Origin of the sequence: Pokkaliibacter sp. CJK22405 (assembly GCF_046614695.1) — a bacterium.
In the GTDB taxonomy this organism is placed as follows: Bacteria; Pseudomonadota; Gammaproteobacteria; order Pseudomonadales; family Balneatricaceae; genus Pokkaliibacter.
The window spans coordinates 61,516-78,601 of sequence record NZ_JBKKHQ010000001.1; the positions used below are offsets into that span (position 1 = coordinate 61,516).

General features: G+C 53.1%; 19 protein-coding genes. 10 read left to right on the forward strand and 9 right to left on the reverse strand.

The annotated features are described in order from the left end of the window. Positions 1 to 28: 28 nt before the first annotated feature. Entirely contained in the window at positions 29 to 1,231 is a 1,203-nt protein-coding gene (locus ACKC9G_RS00295; RefSeq protein WP_411402764.1) for an MFS transporter, read from the reverse strand. Positions 1,232 to 1,518: 287 nt separating this feature from the next. Further along, complete coding sequence (locus tag ACKC9G_RS00300) at positions 1,519 to 2,415, reverse strand: LysR family transcriptional regulator (RefSeq protein WP_411402766.1); 897 nt, start codon at positions 2,413 to 2,415, stop codon at positions 1,519 to 1,521. Between the two features lie 167 nt (positions 2,416 to 2,582). On the opposite strand from ACKC9G_RS00300, the gene ACKC9G_RS00305 reads away from it, so the two are divergent. The 3 genes from ACKC9G_RS00305 to ACKC9G_RS00315 all read left to right on the forward strand — a co-directional run bounded on the left by ACKC9G_RS00305 (position 2,583) and on the right by ACKC9G_RS00315 (position 4,757). Further along, the gene (locus tag ACKC9G_RS00305; RefSeq protein WP_411402768.1) at positions 2,583 to 3,236 is read left to right on the forward strand and encodes an NADPH-dependent F420 reductase; all 654 of its coding nucleotides are present in this window, start codon (positions 2,583 to 2,585) and stop codon (positions 3,234 to 3,236) included. Between the two features lie 123 nt (positions 3,237 to 3,359). Beyond that, positions 3,360 to 4,091, forward strand: a complete 732-nt coding sequence (locus tag ACKC9G_RS00310) for a dihydrofolate reductase family protein (protein WP_411402770.1) — start codon at positions 3,360 to 3,362, stop codon at positions 4,089 to 4,091. Positions 4,092 to 4,322: 231 nt separating this feature from the next. Further along, positions 4,323 to 4,757 carry a cyclophilin-like fold protein gene (locus ACKC9G_RS00315; RefSeq protein ID WP_411402772.1) on the forward strand — a complete coding sequence of 145 codons (435 nt, stop codon included), beginning with the start codon at positions 4,323 to 4,325 and terminating at the stop codon, positions 4,755 to 4,757. Positions 4,758 to 4,781: 24 nt separating this feature from the next. On the opposite strand, the gene ACKC9G_RS00320 is transcribed toward ACKC9G_RS00315, so the two are convergent. Then, the gene (locus ACKC9G_RS00320; protein ID WP_411402774.1) at positions 4,782 to 5,675 is read right to left on the reverse strand and encodes a LysR family transcriptional regulator; all 894 of its coding nucleotides are present in this window, start codon (positions 5,673 to 5,675) and stop codon (positions 4,782 to 4,784) included. Positions 5,676 to 5,796: 121 nt separating this feature from the next. Here ACKC9G_RS00320 and ACKC9G_RS00325 point away from each other — a divergent pair, with 121 nt between their 5' ends. Both ACKC9G_RS00325 and ACKC9G_RS00330 read left to right on the forward strand, forming a co-directional pair. Continuing rightward, positions 5,797 to 6,240 (forward strand): cupin domain-containing protein, encoded by a 444-nt coding sequence (locus ACKC9G_RS00325; protein WP_411402776.1) that lies wholly within the window; start codon positions 5,797 to 5,799, stop codon positions 6,238 to 6,240. Positions 6,241 to 6,336: 96 nt separating this feature from the next. Further along, positions 6,337 to 7,281: an alpha/beta hydrolase gene (locus tag ACKC9G_RS00330; protein ID WP_411402778.1), complete on the forward strand. Its 945-nt coding sequence runs from the start codon at positions 6,337 to 6,339 to the stop codon at positions 7,279 to 7,281. A 66-nt stretch (positions 7,282 to 7,347) separates the two neighbouring features. On the opposite strand, the gene ACKC9G_RS00335 is transcribed toward ACKC9G_RS00330, so the two are convergent. From ACKC9G_RS00335 to ACKC9G_RS00360, 6 genes are all read right to left on the reverse strand, one after another. Beyond that, positions 7,348 to 8,100 (reverse strand): carboxymuconolactone decarboxylase family protein, encoded by a 753-nt coding sequence (locus tag ACKC9G_RS00335; RefSeq protein ID WP_411402780.1) that lies wholly within the window; start codon positions 8,098 to 8,100, stop codon positions 7,348 to 7,350. Positions 8,101 to 8,163: 63 nt separating this feature from the next. After that, positions 8,164 to 8,694: a cytochrome P460 family protein gene (locus ACKC9G_RS00340; protein ID WP_411402782.1), complete on the reverse strand. Its 531-nt coding sequence runs from the start codon at positions 8,692 to 8,694 to the stop codon at positions 8,164 to 8,166. Positions 8,695 to 8,977: 283 nt separating this feature from the next. Further along, entirely contained in the window at positions 8,978 to 9,745 is a 768-nt protein-coding gene (locus ACKC9G_RS00345; RefSeq protein WP_411402784.1) for an SDR family NAD(P)-dependent oxidoreductase, read from the reverse strand. A 49-nt stretch (positions 9,746 to 9,794) separates the two neighbouring features. Then, on the reverse strand, positions 9,795 to 10,979 hold the full coding sequence (locus ACKC9G_RS00350) for a MalY/PatB family protein (protein WP_411402786.1): 1,185 nt from the start codon (positions 10,977 to 10,979) through the stop codon (positions 9,795 to 9,797). After that, positions 10,979 to 11,854: a DUF3737 family protein gene (locus ACKC9G_RS00355; RefSeq protein WP_411402788.1), complete on the reverse strand. Its 876-nt coding sequence runs from the start codon at positions 11,852 to 11,854 to the stop codon at positions 10,979 to 10,981. Before ACKC9G_RS00355 ends, ACKC9G_RS00350 begins: the two co-directional genes overlap by 1 nt. Positions 11,855 to 12,124: 270 nt before the next feature. Then, entirely contained in the window at positions 12,125 to 13,000 is an 876-nt protein-coding gene (locus tag ACKC9G_RS00360) for a helix-turn-helix domain-containing protein (protein WP_411402790.1), read from the reverse strand. Positions 13,001 to 13,214: 214 nt separating this feature from the next. Here ACKC9G_RS00360 and ACKC9G_RS00365 point away from each other — a divergent pair, with 214 nt between their 5' ends. The 5 genes from ACKC9G_RS00365 to ACKC9G_RS00385 all read left to right on the forward strand — a co-directional run bounded on the left by ACKC9G_RS00365 (position 13,215) and on the right by ACKC9G_RS00385 (position 17,072). Then, positions 13,215 to 14,129 (forward strand): DMT family transporter, encoded by a 915-nt coding sequence (locus tag ACKC9G_RS00365; RefSeq protein ID WP_411402792.1) that lies wholly within the window; start codon positions 13,215 to 13,217, stop codon positions 14,127 to 14,129. 235 nt (positions 14,130 to 14,364) lie between these two features. Further along, positions 14,365 to 14,601 (forward strand): hypothetical protein, encoded by a 237-nt coding sequence (locus ACKC9G_RS00370; RefSeq protein ID WP_411402794.1) that lies wholly within the window; start codon positions 14,365 to 14,367, stop codon positions 14,599 to 14,601. 344 nt (positions 14,602 to 14,945) lie between these two features. Continuing rightward, the gene (locus tag ACKC9G_RS00375) at positions 14,946 to 15,887 is read left to right on the forward strand and encodes a hypothetical protein (protein WP_411402796.1); all 942 of its coding nucleotides are present in this window, start codon (positions 14,946 to 14,948) and stop codon (positions 15,885 to 15,887) included. Positions 15,888 to 16,373: 486 nt separating this feature from the next. Next, complete coding sequence (locus ACKC9G_RS00380; protein WP_411402798.1) at positions 16,374 to 16,616, forward strand: hypothetical protein; 243 nt, start codon at positions 16,374 to 16,376, stop codon at positions 16,614 to 16,616. A gap of 30 nt (positions 16,617 to 16,646) precedes the next feature. After that, on the forward strand, positions 16,647 to 17,072 hold the full coding sequence (locus ACKC9G_RS00385; protein ID WP_411402800.1) for a DUF3147 family protein: 426 nt from the start codon (positions 16,647 to 16,649) through the stop codon (positions 17,070 to 17,072). Positions 17,073 to 17,086 lie beyond the last annotated feature (14 nt).

The window sequence follows — 17,086 nt, forward strand, 5'->3', positions numbered from 1 at the left end:
TCTAATACCTGAGCCCGTGCCCTGCGCATCACTGGCTGGTAACCCAGCCGGCGATGACGACACTGGTAAGAATCATCAGAATTCCCGCACAAAAGACCGGTGAAACTGCTCCTGCCACGATCAGTAGATAGCCACCAACAGCTGCGCCGAGCGTATTGGCAATCTGGATGACAGCCACCTGCAGGCCACCGGCGTTTTCCGCTTCCTCAGAAAAGTTGCGGGTGATCCAGGTTGACCAGCCGACGGGCACCGCACCAAACACAAAACCCCAGACCAGCGTCATCACAATCGTCAGGCCCTTGTTTTCCCCCAGCATGGCCAGCAGCAGTGCGCTAATACCAATGACCAGCGGTGCGAATTGCAGGGTCTTTTTCAGCCCGCGCTGGATGAAGTAGGACGACAGGGAAGTCCCAATCACATTGGCGATACCGAAAGCCAGGAAAATCGCGGAGAGCTCATTATTTTTGAAGCCTGCAAAGCTTTCGTAGAAGGGACGCATATAGCTGAAAAAGGTGAACTGCCCCCCAAACACCAGAAACATGGCCAGTAGCGCTGCAGCCATACCCGGACGGCAGGCAGTGCGCCACAGGCTGGCAAAGGAATGAGGATGAGTAGAGGGTAATTTGGGGAAGCTCAGTGCCTGCCAGAGCAGGCAGACAACGCCCAGTACGCCGGTAATGGCAAAGACACCACGCCAGCCAACGATAACCTCAAGAAAACTGCCCAAAGGCGCGGCAAGCACCAGGGCGACCGAGACGCCGCCGAACACAATCGACATGGCACGGGGAATGTCCTGCTGTTGAGACAGACGCATGGTCAAAGCCGGTGCCATCGCCCAGAAACCGCCCAGCGCCAGCCCGAGAATCAAGCGCCCCACGCAAAGCCAGAGAAAGTCGGAAGACAGGGCGACAATAACGTTGGACAGCATCAGTAATGCTGAAAACCCCATCACCACTTTGCGCCGGTCAATGCCCTGCGTGACCCGTGCTGTCAGCAGGCTGGAGAAAATCGCCACTAATGCTGTCGCGGTGAGGCTCTGGCCTGCCAGCCCCTCGCTGATATCAAGATCATGGGCCATGGGGGTCAGCAAACTGACAGGCAGCAGTTCAGTAATCAGCACCGTGGCCACGCTTAAGGCCAGTGCAAAGACGGCACTCCAACAGGTTGATTCAAGCCGTGGTGAGCCCGTTCGCTCGCGGTCCTGGTTATTTAGTAATGAGGTATCGGACATGGGGTAATCCCGAATTGGATAAAAATCTCACCCTAAGCCTGCCAAGCGGTAACGCTCAGGGCCGGGTAGCGGAGTGATAAGGCGGGATTGTTATTATTGAATCCGCTAAGGGGCAGCTTTTTAGAAAGCCAGACCCTCAGGCAGCGTATGACCGCACTGGTTTAAGCAGCAAAGAGTTATTGTAGTGATCGCTAATTGAATAATTAGGCAGGAATCAGTGATAGGACTTACAAGGCAGGCTCATGAATGGCGCTGCATTAAGCAGCGCACATGTTGAGAGAAAAGGGCTACTCGTCTCGATAGCGCAAGGCATCAACGATGACCTTAAAGGAGTTAGAGGTCTGGCGACGGTGTGGGTAGTAGAAGTAATAGCCGGCAAAGGGCGGCGTCCAGTCCTCCAGTACGGATACCAGCCTGCCTGCATCGATGTGCTCGCGTACCAGTTCTTCAGGAATATAGCCAAGGCCGTAACCGTCCAGAGCCGCCGTCACTACAGGATAGATCGTATTGAAGGTGAACTGTCCCTGCACTTTGACCCTCAGCTCGCGCTCATCCTTTTCAAATTCCCACGCATACAGCCCGCCGTGGGTCGCCAGGCGCAGATTAATGCAGTTATGGTCTTTTAAATCCTGCGGGGTCGTGGGCTTGTCATTCTGAGCAAAATACTCGGGCGACCCCACGACCAGCATGCGAAAGTCCGGGCCGACTTTAACGGCAATCATACCCTCTGAGAGCTGTTCACCCAGGCGAACGCCGCCGTCGAACTTTTCACGAATGATGTCCGTCAGGCTGTAATCCGTGACGATCTCAACATGCAGATCCGGATACTGCTTGAGAACCGGTGCCAGCTTGGGCCAGATGACCCGGTCGGCGGCATAGTCCGTGGCGGTAATGCGAATCGTCCCGGCGGGTTGGTCACGCATCTCCACCATATTGGTCAGCTCATCTTCAATCTCGTTAAAGTGCGGCGCGATACGGTCAAGTATCCGCTGGCCTTCAGAGGTGGGCGTGACGCGACGGGTTGAGCGGTTCAGCAAACGAAGGCCCAGGCGCTTCTCCAGCCCGCGTATGGCATGGCTGACACCCGACTGAGACAAGCCCACCTGCGCCGCTGCCTGGGTAAAGCTGCCGGAGCGGGCAACGATGATAAAGAGTAATAAGTCGGCGACATTTTCGCGGAGCATCTTGGCTCACTCCTGATGACGGATTCATTGTGCAAAAGCAGGGTGGTCTGCGTTGCTGTTACCTGCTTTGCTGTTAATAGGGAGAAGCACTCGCCCAATCTTGGCTTTTTCCTCTGCCAACCCCACGATGCGCTTCTGATTTCTTGCCAGCCTGTAGGAGATATCCCATGAAGATTGCCATTATCGGTGCCGGTCGAATGGGCGCTGCGTTGGGCCGATGCTGGTCTGCGGCAGGGCACAACATTATTTTCAGCTATTCGCGCTCACCGGCACGTTTATCTGCCCTTGCCGATCAGGTCGGCGCTCAGGCGGCCACACCGGCGCAAGCGGCTGCCCTTGCCGAGGTTGTTCTGCTTGCTGTGCACTGGTCCCAGCTTGAGGATGCCCTGACACAGGCGGGAGATCTCACCGGTAAAACCCTTATTAGTTGCTGCGTTCCACTTGATCCTGAGGATGAGTATCTGCTGCTCGGCGGTCAGGACTCCGGTATCGAATTCCTGGCCCGATGCCTGCCGGCTACCCGTATTGCCGGTGCCTTTACGACGTGCCCCAGTGAAGTTATCCCGGAGGTTTTTTCCTGCCGTCATTCCTTAAAACCGGCAGCTCAGATGCTGTACTACTGTGATCATGAATCCTTAAAGCCACTGGTGGCCGGGCTGATTGATGATATCGGCTTTGAGCCGGTGTTCATCGGCGGACTGGCTAACGGGCGCTTTGTTGAACCCTTTGCCATGGTTACCGCTGCCTTGGCCTACGGCCAACCCGGTGGCGCAGAGCTTATTTATCGCTTTGATCGGCTGGGTAAAGCAACCAAAGATTAATGAGTGGCAGTCATAGAAGATATTAAAACTATGTTGTTCACTAATTTATCGTCGGTGACTACCTTGCTCTGTCATATTGCCATCAGTACTGGCACTGATGGTTGCAGCCGTACCTGAGGATTTATGCGCCCCTATATCATCTGTCACATGATCACCAGTCTGGATGGAAGCATTCTTCCGGATCAGTGGCATTCCACTGCCGAGGTCAGTGTCGACGCGATGATCGAGCGCCATTACGACCATTGTGCCGATAGTTTTAAGGCGCAGGGCTGGATCGTGGGACGCGAAACCATGTCGCATTATGTGCCCGGCGTGGCTGACGAAAGTGTTAGCGATGAGAAGGGGTTTATTGCCGCTCAGTGGCGTGAAGATAACCTCAAGCCTGCCAATGGCAAGCCGCTGGCGATTGCCTTTGATCCCAAGGGGCGGCTACGCCCCGAGACGGCAGAACTGGATGGAGAGCATCTGGTACTGGTGCTGGGAGCACAGGCGCCAACCTATGCCATTGAGCATCTACAGCGTGCAGGCGTCTCTTATCTTTTTGCCGGTCAGCAGGGTGATGATGTGCTGCAGGCGCTGGAGAAAATTTCGGCTTTCTATGGCGTTGAGCGCTTGCTGCTTCAGGGCGGGGCGATCACCAACGGCCATTTTCTGCGTGCCGGGGCCATTGATGAAATCAGCACCCTGGTTTGTCCTGCCTTGGATGGAGCGACAACCTTCAAAGGCATTTTTCAGTCGACAGATTCTGAGTCTCAAACGACAGTCGCAGCGCCTCTGAATACGCATTTTTTAGGCTATTCGATTCTGGAAGACGGCGTGATCTGGAGTAAGTATCGGCTCACCGCTGCCCGTTAAACTGAACTCTTTTTTCTCTATCCACTGAGTGTTGCTGGCGTTCTGAAAACAGAGCGCGGGCGAAGCTTTGCCTGTCATTGCTTAAGGAGTCGAACCGATGTCCGAAAGATTATCCACGCTGTCTCAGGCGTCGGCTTCCGCTGCACGCCACGGTGGAAAACAGTGAAGGCGTGTTATCAGGGTTTCTTCCCAGGCCTGCGCTGGCTTTGGCACTGGAGTCGGCACTGTCTGATGGCCACGTTCATTGTCTGGCTGACTAACCCGGGGCTGGCCATCGCCGGTCCGAATTCTGTACCTGTAACGGAGAATATGATGATAACCGTGCTGATGACCGCTCAGGACAACACCTACCGTATCACCATGGCAGACAGTGAGGCGGCGCGTTCCTTTATCGCGCTATTACCGATGACGCTTAAGCTCAGTGACTATCATGGAATCGAGAAGGTTGCAGACTTGCCCAAGCGGCTTGATACCTCGGATGCGCCAGCGGGCATCAAGCCGGAAGTGGGCGATGTGACCTATTACTCGCCCTGGGGCAATCTGGCGATTTTCACCAAAGGTTTCGGCTATGCCAGCGGACTGGTGCTGCTAGGGCGTATTGAAGGTGGCGCCGCAGCGGTTCGCACTCTGGGCAATCAGGAAGTGCGCCTCGAGCTTGCGCCCTGATCGCCACGGGGGCGCTTTCTGTATTTATCGACTTCGATAACGCAGGGCATCCAGTACCACTTTAAAAGCCGCCGTTTGCTGTCGTCGGCTGGGGTAGTAGAGGTGATAGCCCTCGAAAGGGTCTGACCAGTCGCGCAGCACTTCCTGCAGCTCGTTGCGGGCGAGGGCATCTTCAACTAGCCCCAGCGGTAGTTGGGCAAGACCGACGCCAGCGATGCTGGCATCCAGAATCTGAAAGACGCTGTTCATGATCAGCTGCCCTTCCACACGAACGCTGAACTCCTTCTCACCACTGCCAAATTCCCAGGCATAAAGGCCGCCATGTGTTGGTAATCGCAGGTTAATACAGCGATGACCGGTCAGTGCTTCGGGAGTCCTGGGGATACCGTTTTCCAGTAAATACGCCGGTGAGGCCACGACGGCCATGCGCATGGGCGGACAGATGGGAGCCGCAATCATGTCGGCTGCGATGATGCCGCCGAGGCGCACTCCTGCATCAAAACGTTCGGCGACGATATCGGTCAGGCCGTAGTCAGTGGTGAGTTCTATCGATAGTTCGGGATAGCGGGTCAGTAGCGGACGCAAGCGCGGCCATAGCACCGCTTTGATGGCGTATTCATCGGCATTAATGCGAACGGTGCCGGCAGGGCGCTCGCTCATGTCTGCCACTGCGGTGACATGCGCATGAATTTCCTGAAGCAGTGGCGCAATCCCCCGTAACAGGCGTTCGCCTGCTTCAGTTCGGGCGACGCTGCGGGTCGTACGTGTCAGTAAACGGACACCCAGTTTTTCTTCCAGTGATCGCACGGTCTGGCTCACGGCGGAGGTCGAGACGCCCAGATGAGCCGCTGCGCGAGTGAAATTCCCCTCACGACCAACCGTCACGAACGTGGCCAGTTCATCCAGACTGTAACTCATGATTATAAAGCTCTGCTTAATGCCGATTTAAGAATTCTACATCTAATCGGCCTAATAAGTCTTTGTTAGAGTAAAAATCGTACTAATGATGGATCCCCACTTATGACCTCAGGAGGTTGTTATGAGCGATATCGATAAAGCATCCCTCGACATGATTGTGCAGCGTGCCAGCGACAATGAAGCCATTAAGGGCCCGACAGACTGGTTCACTGGGGAGGTTCGTATCGACAAGATGTTTACTGCACCTGAACCTTCGCGCCTGGGAATGGCGGTAGTGAACTTTGCCCCCGGTGCGCGCACCAACTGGCACACCCATCCGGTGGGTCAGGTACTTTTGGTGACTGACGGTGTGGGCTGGACTCAGTGTGAAGGCGGCCCTAAAACTGAAATCCGCGCGGGTGACCTGATCTGGTGTAACTGCGGCCGCCGTCATTGGCACGGTGCCACCGACAAAACCGCCATGCAGCACGTTGCCATGCAGGAATCGCAAAACGGTTCTCCTGTTGAATGGATGGAGCCTGTGACGGATGAGGTGTACCTCGCCAAAGAAGTGAAGAAGGACTAAGCCCCTTCGCTTGTCTGCCTTACCGTTCGTACTCTGATTTCGGGCGGTGAGGGAGGCTTTCACTGATGACATTTTCTGACATGAACTGAGCTCCCTATGGATAACTATATTTTTACTCTTAGCCCTGAGGTAACGCGCACACCTGTCAGTTACCCAACACGTTTCGGTATTACCCTGAGCGGTGATCTTTACCTGCCCAGAAATGCCAATGAGCACAGCGCACTGCCCGGTCTGATCGTCGGGGCGCCTTATGGTGGCGTAAAGCAGCAGGGCCCCGGTATTTACGCCAATGAACTGGCTAAACGCGGTTTTGCTGTGCTGACGTTTGACCCATCCTACAACGGCGACTCCGAAGGTGATGTGCGCCGTCTGTCTTCGCCCGAGGTATTCGTGGAAGACTTCCACGCCGGTATCGATTTTCTGGGTACCTATCCCGGCATTAACCGCGACCAACTGGGTGTGATCGGTATTTGTGGCTCTGGTGGTTTTGGTTTGAGTGCTGCGCAGGTTGATCCGCGCATCAAGGCAGTGGCTACGGTGAGCATGTACGATATTTCCCGTATGCATGCGGAAGGCTTTGGCGGTTCGCTGGATGACGACAGCCGTAAAGCACTGCTGGAAACCCTGGCCGAGCAGCGCTGGGTGGAATTCAAGGATGGCCGTCCTGCGTTGGCAGATCGTGGTGCGCCCCTTGAAATTACCGAAGAAACTCATCCCATTGGCCGTGAATTTGGCGAGTTTTACTCCCGTCCACGGGGCTACCACCCCAACTCCAGCACCCAGTTCACTAAAACCTCATCGCTGAGCTTTATGAACTTCCCGCTGCTGGACAAGCTGGCCTGGATTGCTCCGCGCCCAGTGCTCCTCATCATGGGTGATGAAGCTCACTCCCGCTATTTCAGTGAGGATATCTTCACTCAGGCGGCCGAGCCCAAAGAGCTGTATATCGTTGAAGGCTCCAATCATGTTGATCTGTACGATAAAACCGACCTGATTCCCTTCGATAAACTACAAAGCTTCTTCAAGGGTGCATTTGCCTGAAGTAAGTAGTGTTCCATTTGCAAAGGGAATCCGTGGGATTCCCTTTTTATCAACGGTGTATTGGCTTTAACCCGCAGTACGCTCTTCAAAGACTTTCTTGAAGACCGGCAGGGCTGAGAACACATTAGGCCAGCCAGCGTAGAAGGCCAGATGGGTCAGGAGTTCGGAAGCTTCACTTTGCTTTAGGCCATTATCCATAGCGCGATTCAGGTGGAAGGGCACCTGCTCGACTTTACCGGCGGCGACCAGTGCGCTGACGGTGACCAGACTGCGATCACGCGGCGCCAGCGCCGGGCGTAGCCACAAGTCGAGGAACAGTAGCTCGGTGGTGTAGTGAGTGACACCGGGAGCGACCTTGCCAAAACGTTCCTCAACAAATTGCTGACGCTGCTCCTCTTTTTCCTTATCCAGTGGCAGTTTCTGAGGATCAACCTCGGGCAGCTGATCCGCCCCAATACCTTTCTCTTCGTATACCGTTTGCGCTGCGCGCGCCGCATCCATGGCATTACCCCAGCCGGAATAGAACGCCAGATGAGTAATGGTTTCGGAGATTTCTGCCGGTTTCACACCATTATCAAGCGCTGTTCGAATCGCCGCAGGCAGCTCAGCAGCCTGATCACGGGCAATCATTGCCGCCAGTGTGGCGATACTGCGATCGCGGGGTGACAGAGCCTCGCGCTTCCACACTTCGTTTTGTAGCTGCTGCTGATAGTGCTCAAGGGCCGGTGACACCTTGGCAAGATCCGGCTTGTCTGCTGCAAAGGTTTGACCGGACAGGCCCAGGGATAGCAAGAGGGCGGCAGTGGTGGTGATTTTCATCGAAACTTCCTTTTACGAAGGGTGAGTGAAAACTGGGGAGACGGGATAAGAAGCGGTTGCAGGTCAGTCCGAATAGGCCTTCATGCGATCAAGTGTGAAAACGAAGTCATTAGCGGACTGGGACTGGTGGCAGCTCATACAGCGAGAGCCATCAACGGAGGCGTTGGGCGTGCCATCGGGGGCAAACTCCCGAAATAGCCAGTCGCCGGTGCGTTGGTGCTCAGGAACCTGTTCACCAAAACCTGCCTGCTTTTCCATAATGACGTAGCGAAAGAGCGTATCGTCGCGAAAATCCTCCAGCACAATGGTGGTGCCATTGGGCAAGGGTTCTCCAGCCCTGGCCGCTGCAATGGCTTCGTGACTGGTGTAAAGCTCTTCACGGGTACTGCCACGGGTGACGGTGGCGTAATGGGCGCCTGCAGTCGGGTTAGCAGGAAATTGCACCTGGGTATTGGCGGCAGCGGAGGCATTTTCGGACGCACTGGTTTCAGCCTGCACAGTACTGACGGATAACACCGTCGCGATCACTACGGCACCAAGCCTAAACGAGCAATGGGGTTTGAATAACGCCTGCATGGCACATGCCTCTTTCATCGTTAAACATGAAATTAAGGAAGCATTTAGCATGCGGAGGATTGCCATCCGGGACAACGCTGACCGGAGAGTAGCAATTATGATGCTGGCTCATGAATGGGGCGTCAGAGCGTGACTGATGTGAGTAATAGCCACTCAGGAGAGTGATGCTTCGACACCGGTTTTTTTGATGAGCACAGCGCTATGGTGATAACAAGAAAAGCAGAGACAGCAGCTTTCTAACTAACACAGTAGCTCTGCTTGTCCCTGCTTTTTGTTCAGGAAGTGGTCATGCACTAATGGCTTAGTGAGCGGTAAAACCACCATCCACGGCCAGCGCATGGCCCACCAGGAAAGACGCGCCAGGGCTGGACAGCCAGAGCACAGCGGCAGCGATTTCCTCGGGTCTGCCCAAACGACCAATAGGTTGCGCGGCAGCAATCATTTCATCGGTCAATGCGCCTTTTTTCAGCATATCCGCCACCATGGGCGTATCGATGGCGCCGGGGCATACCGCGTTGATGCGAATACCACGAGGAGCATATTCCAGCGCGGCGCTTTTGGTCATGCCAATCACACCGTGTTTGGAGGCATGGTAAGACGCCAGTTTTGCCAAACCGACCAGACCGCCGGTGGAGGAGCAGTTCACAATCACGCCTTCGCCCTGATCGCGCATTTGTTGCAGTTCATACTTCTGGCAAGCCCACACGCCACGCAGGTTGATGGCATTGACCTTGTCAAAGGCTTCAACCGGCTCATCGGCGGCATCGCACGCAGGCACCTGAATGCCGGCATTGTTAAAGGCGATATCCAGACGGCCAAAACGGCTGACAATATCTTTAATCAGCTGCGCGACCTGGGGTTCATCCGCCACATCACACACAAAACCCGCGACATTGGGATTAATCCCTTTCAGGGATTCCACCGCGCTATTGAGGGCTTCGGCGTTGATGTCAGACAGAGCCACACTGGCACCGGATTCAGCAAAGGCTTTGGCTGTGGCAAAGCCCATTCCGGAGGCGGCACCAGTGACCAGCGCGACTTTGTTGGAAAAATCATAGGTAACAGACATGGGGAAATATCCTTCTGTGCAGAGGGTTTATTGATGACTAAGAAAGGGGTCATGCCGGTGGTGGTTCATTGACCAGTGCGGCAAAAAGACGGGACAGCGCATCGTCCAGTCGGGCGCGGGAGGTGGCGATGTTGATTCGGATAAAGCCATCCCCCTCTGGGCCGTAAACCGTGCCTTCGTTGATCCAGAGCCCATGATCGTCATAAAGAGAACGGGCAAGTGTCTGGCTAGTGACCGATAACGCCCGACAGTCAATCCAGACCAGATAGGTTGCCTGCAGCGGAGTCACTTTGAGTTGCGGCAAATGCGTTTCGATGAAACGTTTTAGTGCCTGATAATTCTCATCAAGATAGCCGCGTAAGGCATCCAGCCAGACTTCGCCTTCGTTATAGGCGGCTTCCACTGCTGTCACGGCAAAAGGGCTGATCTCACAGACTTCATTAATATTGAGACGGCGGTCGATGCGCCGACGGGTTTCCGGGTCGGCGGCAAGAATCGTCGCGACCTGCAAACCGGCGAGATTGAAGGCTTTACTCGGTGAAAAGCAGCTGACGGAGTGCTGCATAAATGCCTCGCCCAGGGAGGCAAAGGGCACATGGGTAAAACCGGGCATCGTCAGGTCGCAGTGAATCTCATCGGAGATCACCGTGACGTTGTGAGCGAAACACAACTCGCCGAGCTGGCGAAGCTCAGCTTCTGTCCAGCTACGACCCACCGGATTATGCGGATTACACAACAGCAGCAGGGTGTTTTTCGGCTCTGCGACCTTGCTGGCCAGATCCTCAAAATCAAAGCCGTAATGACCGTTTTCCTCTTTGAGAGGGCTGCTTACCAGAGTGCAGCCGCTATTACGGATCGAGGAGAAAAAGCAGTTGTATGCCGGGCTAGGGACGATGACGCCATCCCCCGGAATACTCAGGGCCTGAATAATGGCGGAGAGAGCAGGAACGACGCCGGTGGTGTAGAGCAGCGCCTCGGACGTTACCGAAAGAGCATGGCGCCGCCTGAGCCAGTTCGTGAAAGCGGTAAAGAAGCTCTCCGGCACGCGGGTATAACCAAAAATGCCATGCCTGGCACGTTGTACCAGCGCCTCGGTAATGGCAGGTGCGGTGGTGAAGTCCATATCCGCAACCCACAGCGGCAGCACATTCCCATTGGCGGCGCTATCCCACTTCACGCTATGGGTACCGCGACGCTCCGGCACAGCATCGAAGGGTGTGTTAACGCCAGCCATCAGGCATTCGCCTCGACTGCTGCCTCTGCGTTGGATGCTTTAAGCTGGACTCTGGTCAGTTCAGGGCTAATAAACGCTTCATCCAGAATGACGTGACCAATGGCGTTCGCCCGAATAATGCCGCCCTCCGGGTTCTTGATGCTGATGATGTCACTGGTGATATCGACATCGATCGTGCTGTATTCAAAGCACAGGTCCGTGTTCTCCATGATGCAGTTTTCCATGACCAGATTTTTGGCATAACACAGAGGCTGACTGCCACGAATGGTGCAGTTCACCAGTCGCAGGTTGGTGGAATGCCAGCCGAGGTATTCGCCATCGAGTACCGAGTCATACACCGTGACGTTCTCTGAACCCCAGAAGGCATCCTTGGAGTCGAGATGAGCGTTGCGGATGATGACATTGCGGGCATCCTGAAAGCTGTAATTGCCCTGCAGGGAGAAGTGTTCGGCTTCAATGTTCTGGCCATTCATCAGCAAGTAGTCGCCTTTCTGAATGCTGACATTGCGAAAGAGAACATCACGACAGTTCCAGCAGCATTCCTCGGCATTGGGGAGCTGCACGTTTTCCAGCACCAGCCCGTCCATCTCGCGGAACATCTTTGGCGCTTCCACACGGGTGTTACGCATGTGCAGATTGCGGGTGTACCAGATCGCGGCGCGGGCATACACGGTAAAAAGGCAGTTCTCAATCAGCACATTCTCATCGTGCCAGAACGGGTACTTGCCCATGAACTCACAGCCAGAGGCCTGTACGTTTCTGGTGTGCTTAATGGCGGATTCACCGGGGTAAAACTTCACATTTTCAAAGCGGGTATCGTGAGCGGCAAAGCAGGCGCGTTCGCCTTCAAAAAAGGTATTTTCGATCAGGTTCATGGTGCTATCAGTATCTTCAACGGTGTGGCTGTAAGGTCAGTTGCCAGAAAGAGGTAACCAACGCGACAACAGCGGGGGCGTTAATCCATTAACGTGATGAAGAGAAGTTTATGGGGGAAGGTCTTATGAGAATAAGGCGGGTAAAAGCCTAGCTTCTATGAATGAGAGACATGAATGGATGAGGTTAGGCCGCGTTGAAAGTAGTCAGACGCAGAAACATCGCATTCGGAGTGCTGCTCGGAATAGTTTGCGCCCGCCCCAAAGCGCTTTCTAGACCAAAGCGCTGCGCCGCTGTGACGGGCTGGTGCCGAAATGCTGGCGGAAGCGGTTTGAAAAATGGCTGGAGGAGCTAAAACCACAGTTAAGGGCAATATCGCTCAGGCTTTGTTCGGTGGTGATCAGCAGTTGTTCTGCGCGGGCAAGGCGTGTCGCCATCACATACTGGTGGGGCGCTAGGCCCTGGCTTTGTTTGAACATCCGCGCGAAGTGGTAGTCACTCAAGCCTGCCTGCTCGGCAAGATCAGACAGCAGCAAGGGCTGATCAAGATGAGCATCAATAAACTCCCGCACCCGTGCCAGCTGAAATGGTGCCAGTCCGCCGGTGATGCGTGGCAGCTCCCACTGGCAATGCAGGTATTGACGCGCCATGTGGGTGAGCATCAGCGATGAGGTACTACTCAGCAGTAACTGGTCGGCTTTATCGCCCCAGTCACAGGCCAGCAAAAACTGGCGATAGAGCAGGGTGATTTGCGGATCTTCAGCGAAAATCCGTTCATCCAGCGTGAAGGAGGAAGGGCGCTTGTCCCAGGTTTTCTCGGCGATATCCGAGAGGTGCTGATCGGTAAAGTAGAAGTGGACAAAGGTCAGCGGGCCTTTGATATTCCAGGTCGAGTCATAGCCCTTCGGCATCAGGCACATACGCCCCGGCCCGCCGCCGTTCTTCCAACCCCCACGGGTTTTCATGTAGCTCTCGTAACCATCGGCCACGTACATGCTGAGGGTGTGGTGGCTCACCTGTTCAAGGGCAACCAGATCCTGATCGTTATACCAGGATGCCAGCCCGATGCCGTTACTCAGCAGGGCGCTGTCGCGCAGTTGGGTGCGGTGCTGTTTGAGTTCCTCAAGAACCTGATAGCGGCTGTCCACGGTCGTTCAATCCACCAGAGTGAGCAAAGGTCAGTTAGGCGAAGGGTTATCTTACCCAGCCTGACTTTAATGACCAAGGCTTGTGCGGCGTCTTCGCCAAATAACCGCAAGAATGTGCAACTCGCCGCGGTTTTGTAAAAGTCTCATGGATGCGGAGTCGGCATAATGGCGTTATTCCGTTGTGTTGATATTCCACCTTGTCGAGGCTTGCCTGATGACACTTTTACTCTACGTTGCGACCGTTCTGATCTGGGGTACCACCTGGATTGCCATCAGCGCCCAAACCGGCGAGGTGGCGGCTCCGGTCTCGGTGTTTTACCGCTTTTTGCTGGCGGCCGTGGTATTGCTGGCGGTGCTGCGGGTAAGCGGCAGGCTCAAGCCTTTCACCCTGCGCGAGCATGGCCTCTGTGTGTTGCAGGGCATGTGCGTGTTCTGCTTTAACTTCTACTGTTTCTATGTCGCCAACCACTACATCAACAGCGGTCTTGAGTCCGTGCTGTTCTCCATGGCGATTCTCTTTAATGCGCTGAACGGCGTGTTCTTCCTCGGCCAGCGCATTACCCGCAAGCTGATGTGTGCCAATGCTCTGGGGCTGATCGGGATCATCTGCCTGTTCTGGCGTGACCTCAACCCTGCAGATATGCAACCGCAAGTGCTGCTGGGTATCGGCCTCTGCCTCCTTGGCACCTATGGGTTTTCCCTCGGCAATATGATCAGCGCGCGCCACCAGCGTGCCGGGCGGGATCTGCTCTCCAGCAATGCTTACGCCATGACCTACGGTGCGCTGACCATGCTGGTGGTGATTCTGCTGCAGGGCCAGAGCTTTGCCATCGACCCGCGTCCGGTGTATTGGGGTGCGCTGGTGTACCTCTCGGTATTTGGTTCGGTCATTGCCTTTGGCACTTACTTTGCGCTGGTGGGGCGAATCGGGGCAGGGCAGGCCGCCTATGCCACGGTACTTTTCCCCATCGTTGCGCTGACCATTTCCACCCTGTTTGAAGGCTATGTCTGGAGTGCGTCAGCCTTTATCGGACTGGCGCTGATTCTCGGCGGCAACGTGGTGATGTTCTACCAGCCCAAGCGCTACAAGGCGGCGACGCAATCGACCGTCAGTGTCAAACCCGCCTGATCCTTTATGATGTCCTCAACGCCATTCTGCTTCCGCGGGGGGTGGCGTTTTACCTCTCGCGGTATAAGGCGCTCACACGCGATAAAAATTTTTTTGGAACTGTGATCCAGGATCGTCCCACAAACATATATATGAATATGCTGCGCCAGCATGAAAGTAGGAACATGGGTTCTTACGGGTGAAGCGCAAACACCGGGCGGCAGGATGCAGTCAGGTGACTCCGGGGAGTATTTATATGACCACCTCTTTTCCAGTTCAAAGCCTGCGTATCGGCAGTGGTCGTTATAAAGAAAAGCTTTATATCGTTATCGCGCCACGCACCTTGAGCCAGCTTTACATCGCCGTCGAAGGCCTGCCTTTGATGACCAGCGATTCCCTCTCCTTTGACTCCAAAGAAGAAGCCCTCGACTTCGCCAAGCATATTGTTGAAGAGCTGGTGGATGAGTCCGAACTTGAAGCCTTGGTTGCCTGAAAGAGGTGGCCTGAAAATAACCAGCTTCACTTCTGATACAGCCTTACGCGTTTTCCCAGCGTGATTCATCCACGCGCCTGATGATCAGGGGGAAGTAGTCCTTTAGATCTCCGCTCTCGCTGTACCTCGACTTGTGGTAATCCTACGCCACAGCATTTATTGCTTTTCCCTGCCTATTGATTGATAACGGATTTTTGTTCGGTAGTTGCTGAAAGTACGTTTTCTCAGGCTTGCATCTCGTGTATGACGCTGCTAAAAATGTTACGTTTATTTCTGTTTTTTTATCAGTATATAGTTTTATATATTTTCTCAATTTTATATGAATAGAATGATCGAGGATAAATATGAGTATTCTCAATAATGCATTAGATTCAATTGCTATTGGTTTAGAAGATTTTGAATCCACTGATGATAGAAGAATAATTTCTGCGACCAGAAATATATTTTCTGGAATCTTGCTTTTGTTTAAAGCAAAGCTCTGTGAGATAAGTCCTCAAGGTTCTGATGAGGCTCTAATTAAACAAAAAATTTTACCAGAAACTGATGAGGCTGGAGTGATCAAATGGATAGGTCGAGGAAAGAAAACTGTTGACGTGCAAAATATTAAGGAGCGTTTTGAATCCTTGAAAATATCAGTGGATTGGAAACGCCTCGATAATATAAATAAATACAGGAATGATATAGAGCATTATCATAGCACTCTGAAAAGAGATGCTGTTAAGAAAATGATTTCTGATTCATTTATTATTATTAGAGACTTCATCGTTGATGAACTTAATAAAGATCCTAAATCTCTGCTTGGGGATAAATCATGGAAGATTTTGGTAGAAGTGAATGAAGTTTATCTAAAGGAAAAACAAAAGTGTGATTTAACGTTGGAACAGCTTAGTTATTATACTGATGAGATATTTCACGCATTAAGAGAATATAATTGCAGTGAGTGTGGTTCAGATTTGCTAGAATTCGATGATGCAAGATGTGTATTTAAATGTCGTGCATGTGAAAATGAACTTCAATATGACGAGATTGTGAATGACGCCGTGAATGAATATTATGCAGGCGCAACTTATTTAGCTTTAAAGGATGGAGGCGATATACCAGTCGTTGATTGCCCTTTATGTGGCATTGGCGTATATATTGTCCATGAAGGTGTTTGTGTTTCATGTGGTGGTTCCGCAAATCATCAGTGTGCAGGATGTGGAAGCAATATTCCAGCAGAAGAACTATCCGATAGTATTTTTTGTGGTTATTGTAATTATAAGATTGATAAAGTTATGTCAGAGTAAAGTATTATTTGGAGTTAATTTTTATTCTATTGAGCCAAAATATCATCTTCTCTTGTTAGATATTAAAAAGGCGATCTATTTCATGGGATATTAATGAACTAATGGATAAACGATAATTCATCATGCTCTGTTCCAAAGCTTTGAATAATATGGTTTGCGCATACCGCATGTTGGATTTCCAGAGTTCATTGAATAATGTTGTCGATCCTCCCAAAGGGCAGTGTACTCAACCGGGCGTTTAATACCAAAAAGCGCCCCTTGTCCGGTTTCACCAACCTCTTACATTCTCTACCCACTCCATTTTGCGTTTCATCTATCGAAACTTATCTTCATGCTGCGCTACAGTGCCCGTCACTGCTGGTTTTCATGACTTGTTTCCATCTATGTCATGCTGTTGTTTAATACCCCGGTGTTGAGCTATACAGGGTAATTCGGCCACGGTTGGTCAGAAGCAAAACAATAAAAACGGCTTCATGGAGGAAAGTAATGCGCCACTTATTTGGCTCCGGGGATGTGCTCAGCTCAGGCACCTATCGCGGCAGAAAGTATCAGATCGTCGGTCGTCAGACGCGAATCAAGAATGAGTTCAATCAGGTCGTGGTGTTTATCGACGGCTTTCCAGAACTTAACTCCGGTAACTTTGCCTTTGCCTCACGCAAGGCGGCTTCCATGTTTGGCATGAGTCTGGTGCAGCAGTTTGTCGATGGCGACCCGCGTAAGAGCACCTAGCACTCTTGCCCGGAGGTGGCTGAAGGTATCTTGCCATGTCGCCTGCTGTTTTTTCTGAAGTGCTGGGGTATCGTCGGTGTGACTCCCGCACTTCGGATAACGCCGATGAACTCTCTGATTGTGAAATACCTGATCACCGCGCTGATGGTGGTCGTTATCTCAGAACTGGCCAAGCGCAGCGACCGTCTCGGCGCACTGGTCGCCTCACTGCCACTGGTGACCGTTCTCACGCTGGTCTGGCTTTATATCGAGCAGCAACCCGCCGCCAAAATTGCCAATCACGCCTGGTATACCTTCTGGTACGTGTTGCCGACCTTACCCATGTTTTTATTCTTCCCGATGATGATGCAGCGCTTCGGCTTCTGGCTGTCGCTACTCGCTAGCTGTGTACTGACGTTTATCTGCTTTGTGGGATTAGCGGCGGTGTTAAAGCGCTTTGGGGTGGAGTTGTGGTGATGAAATTTATCGAA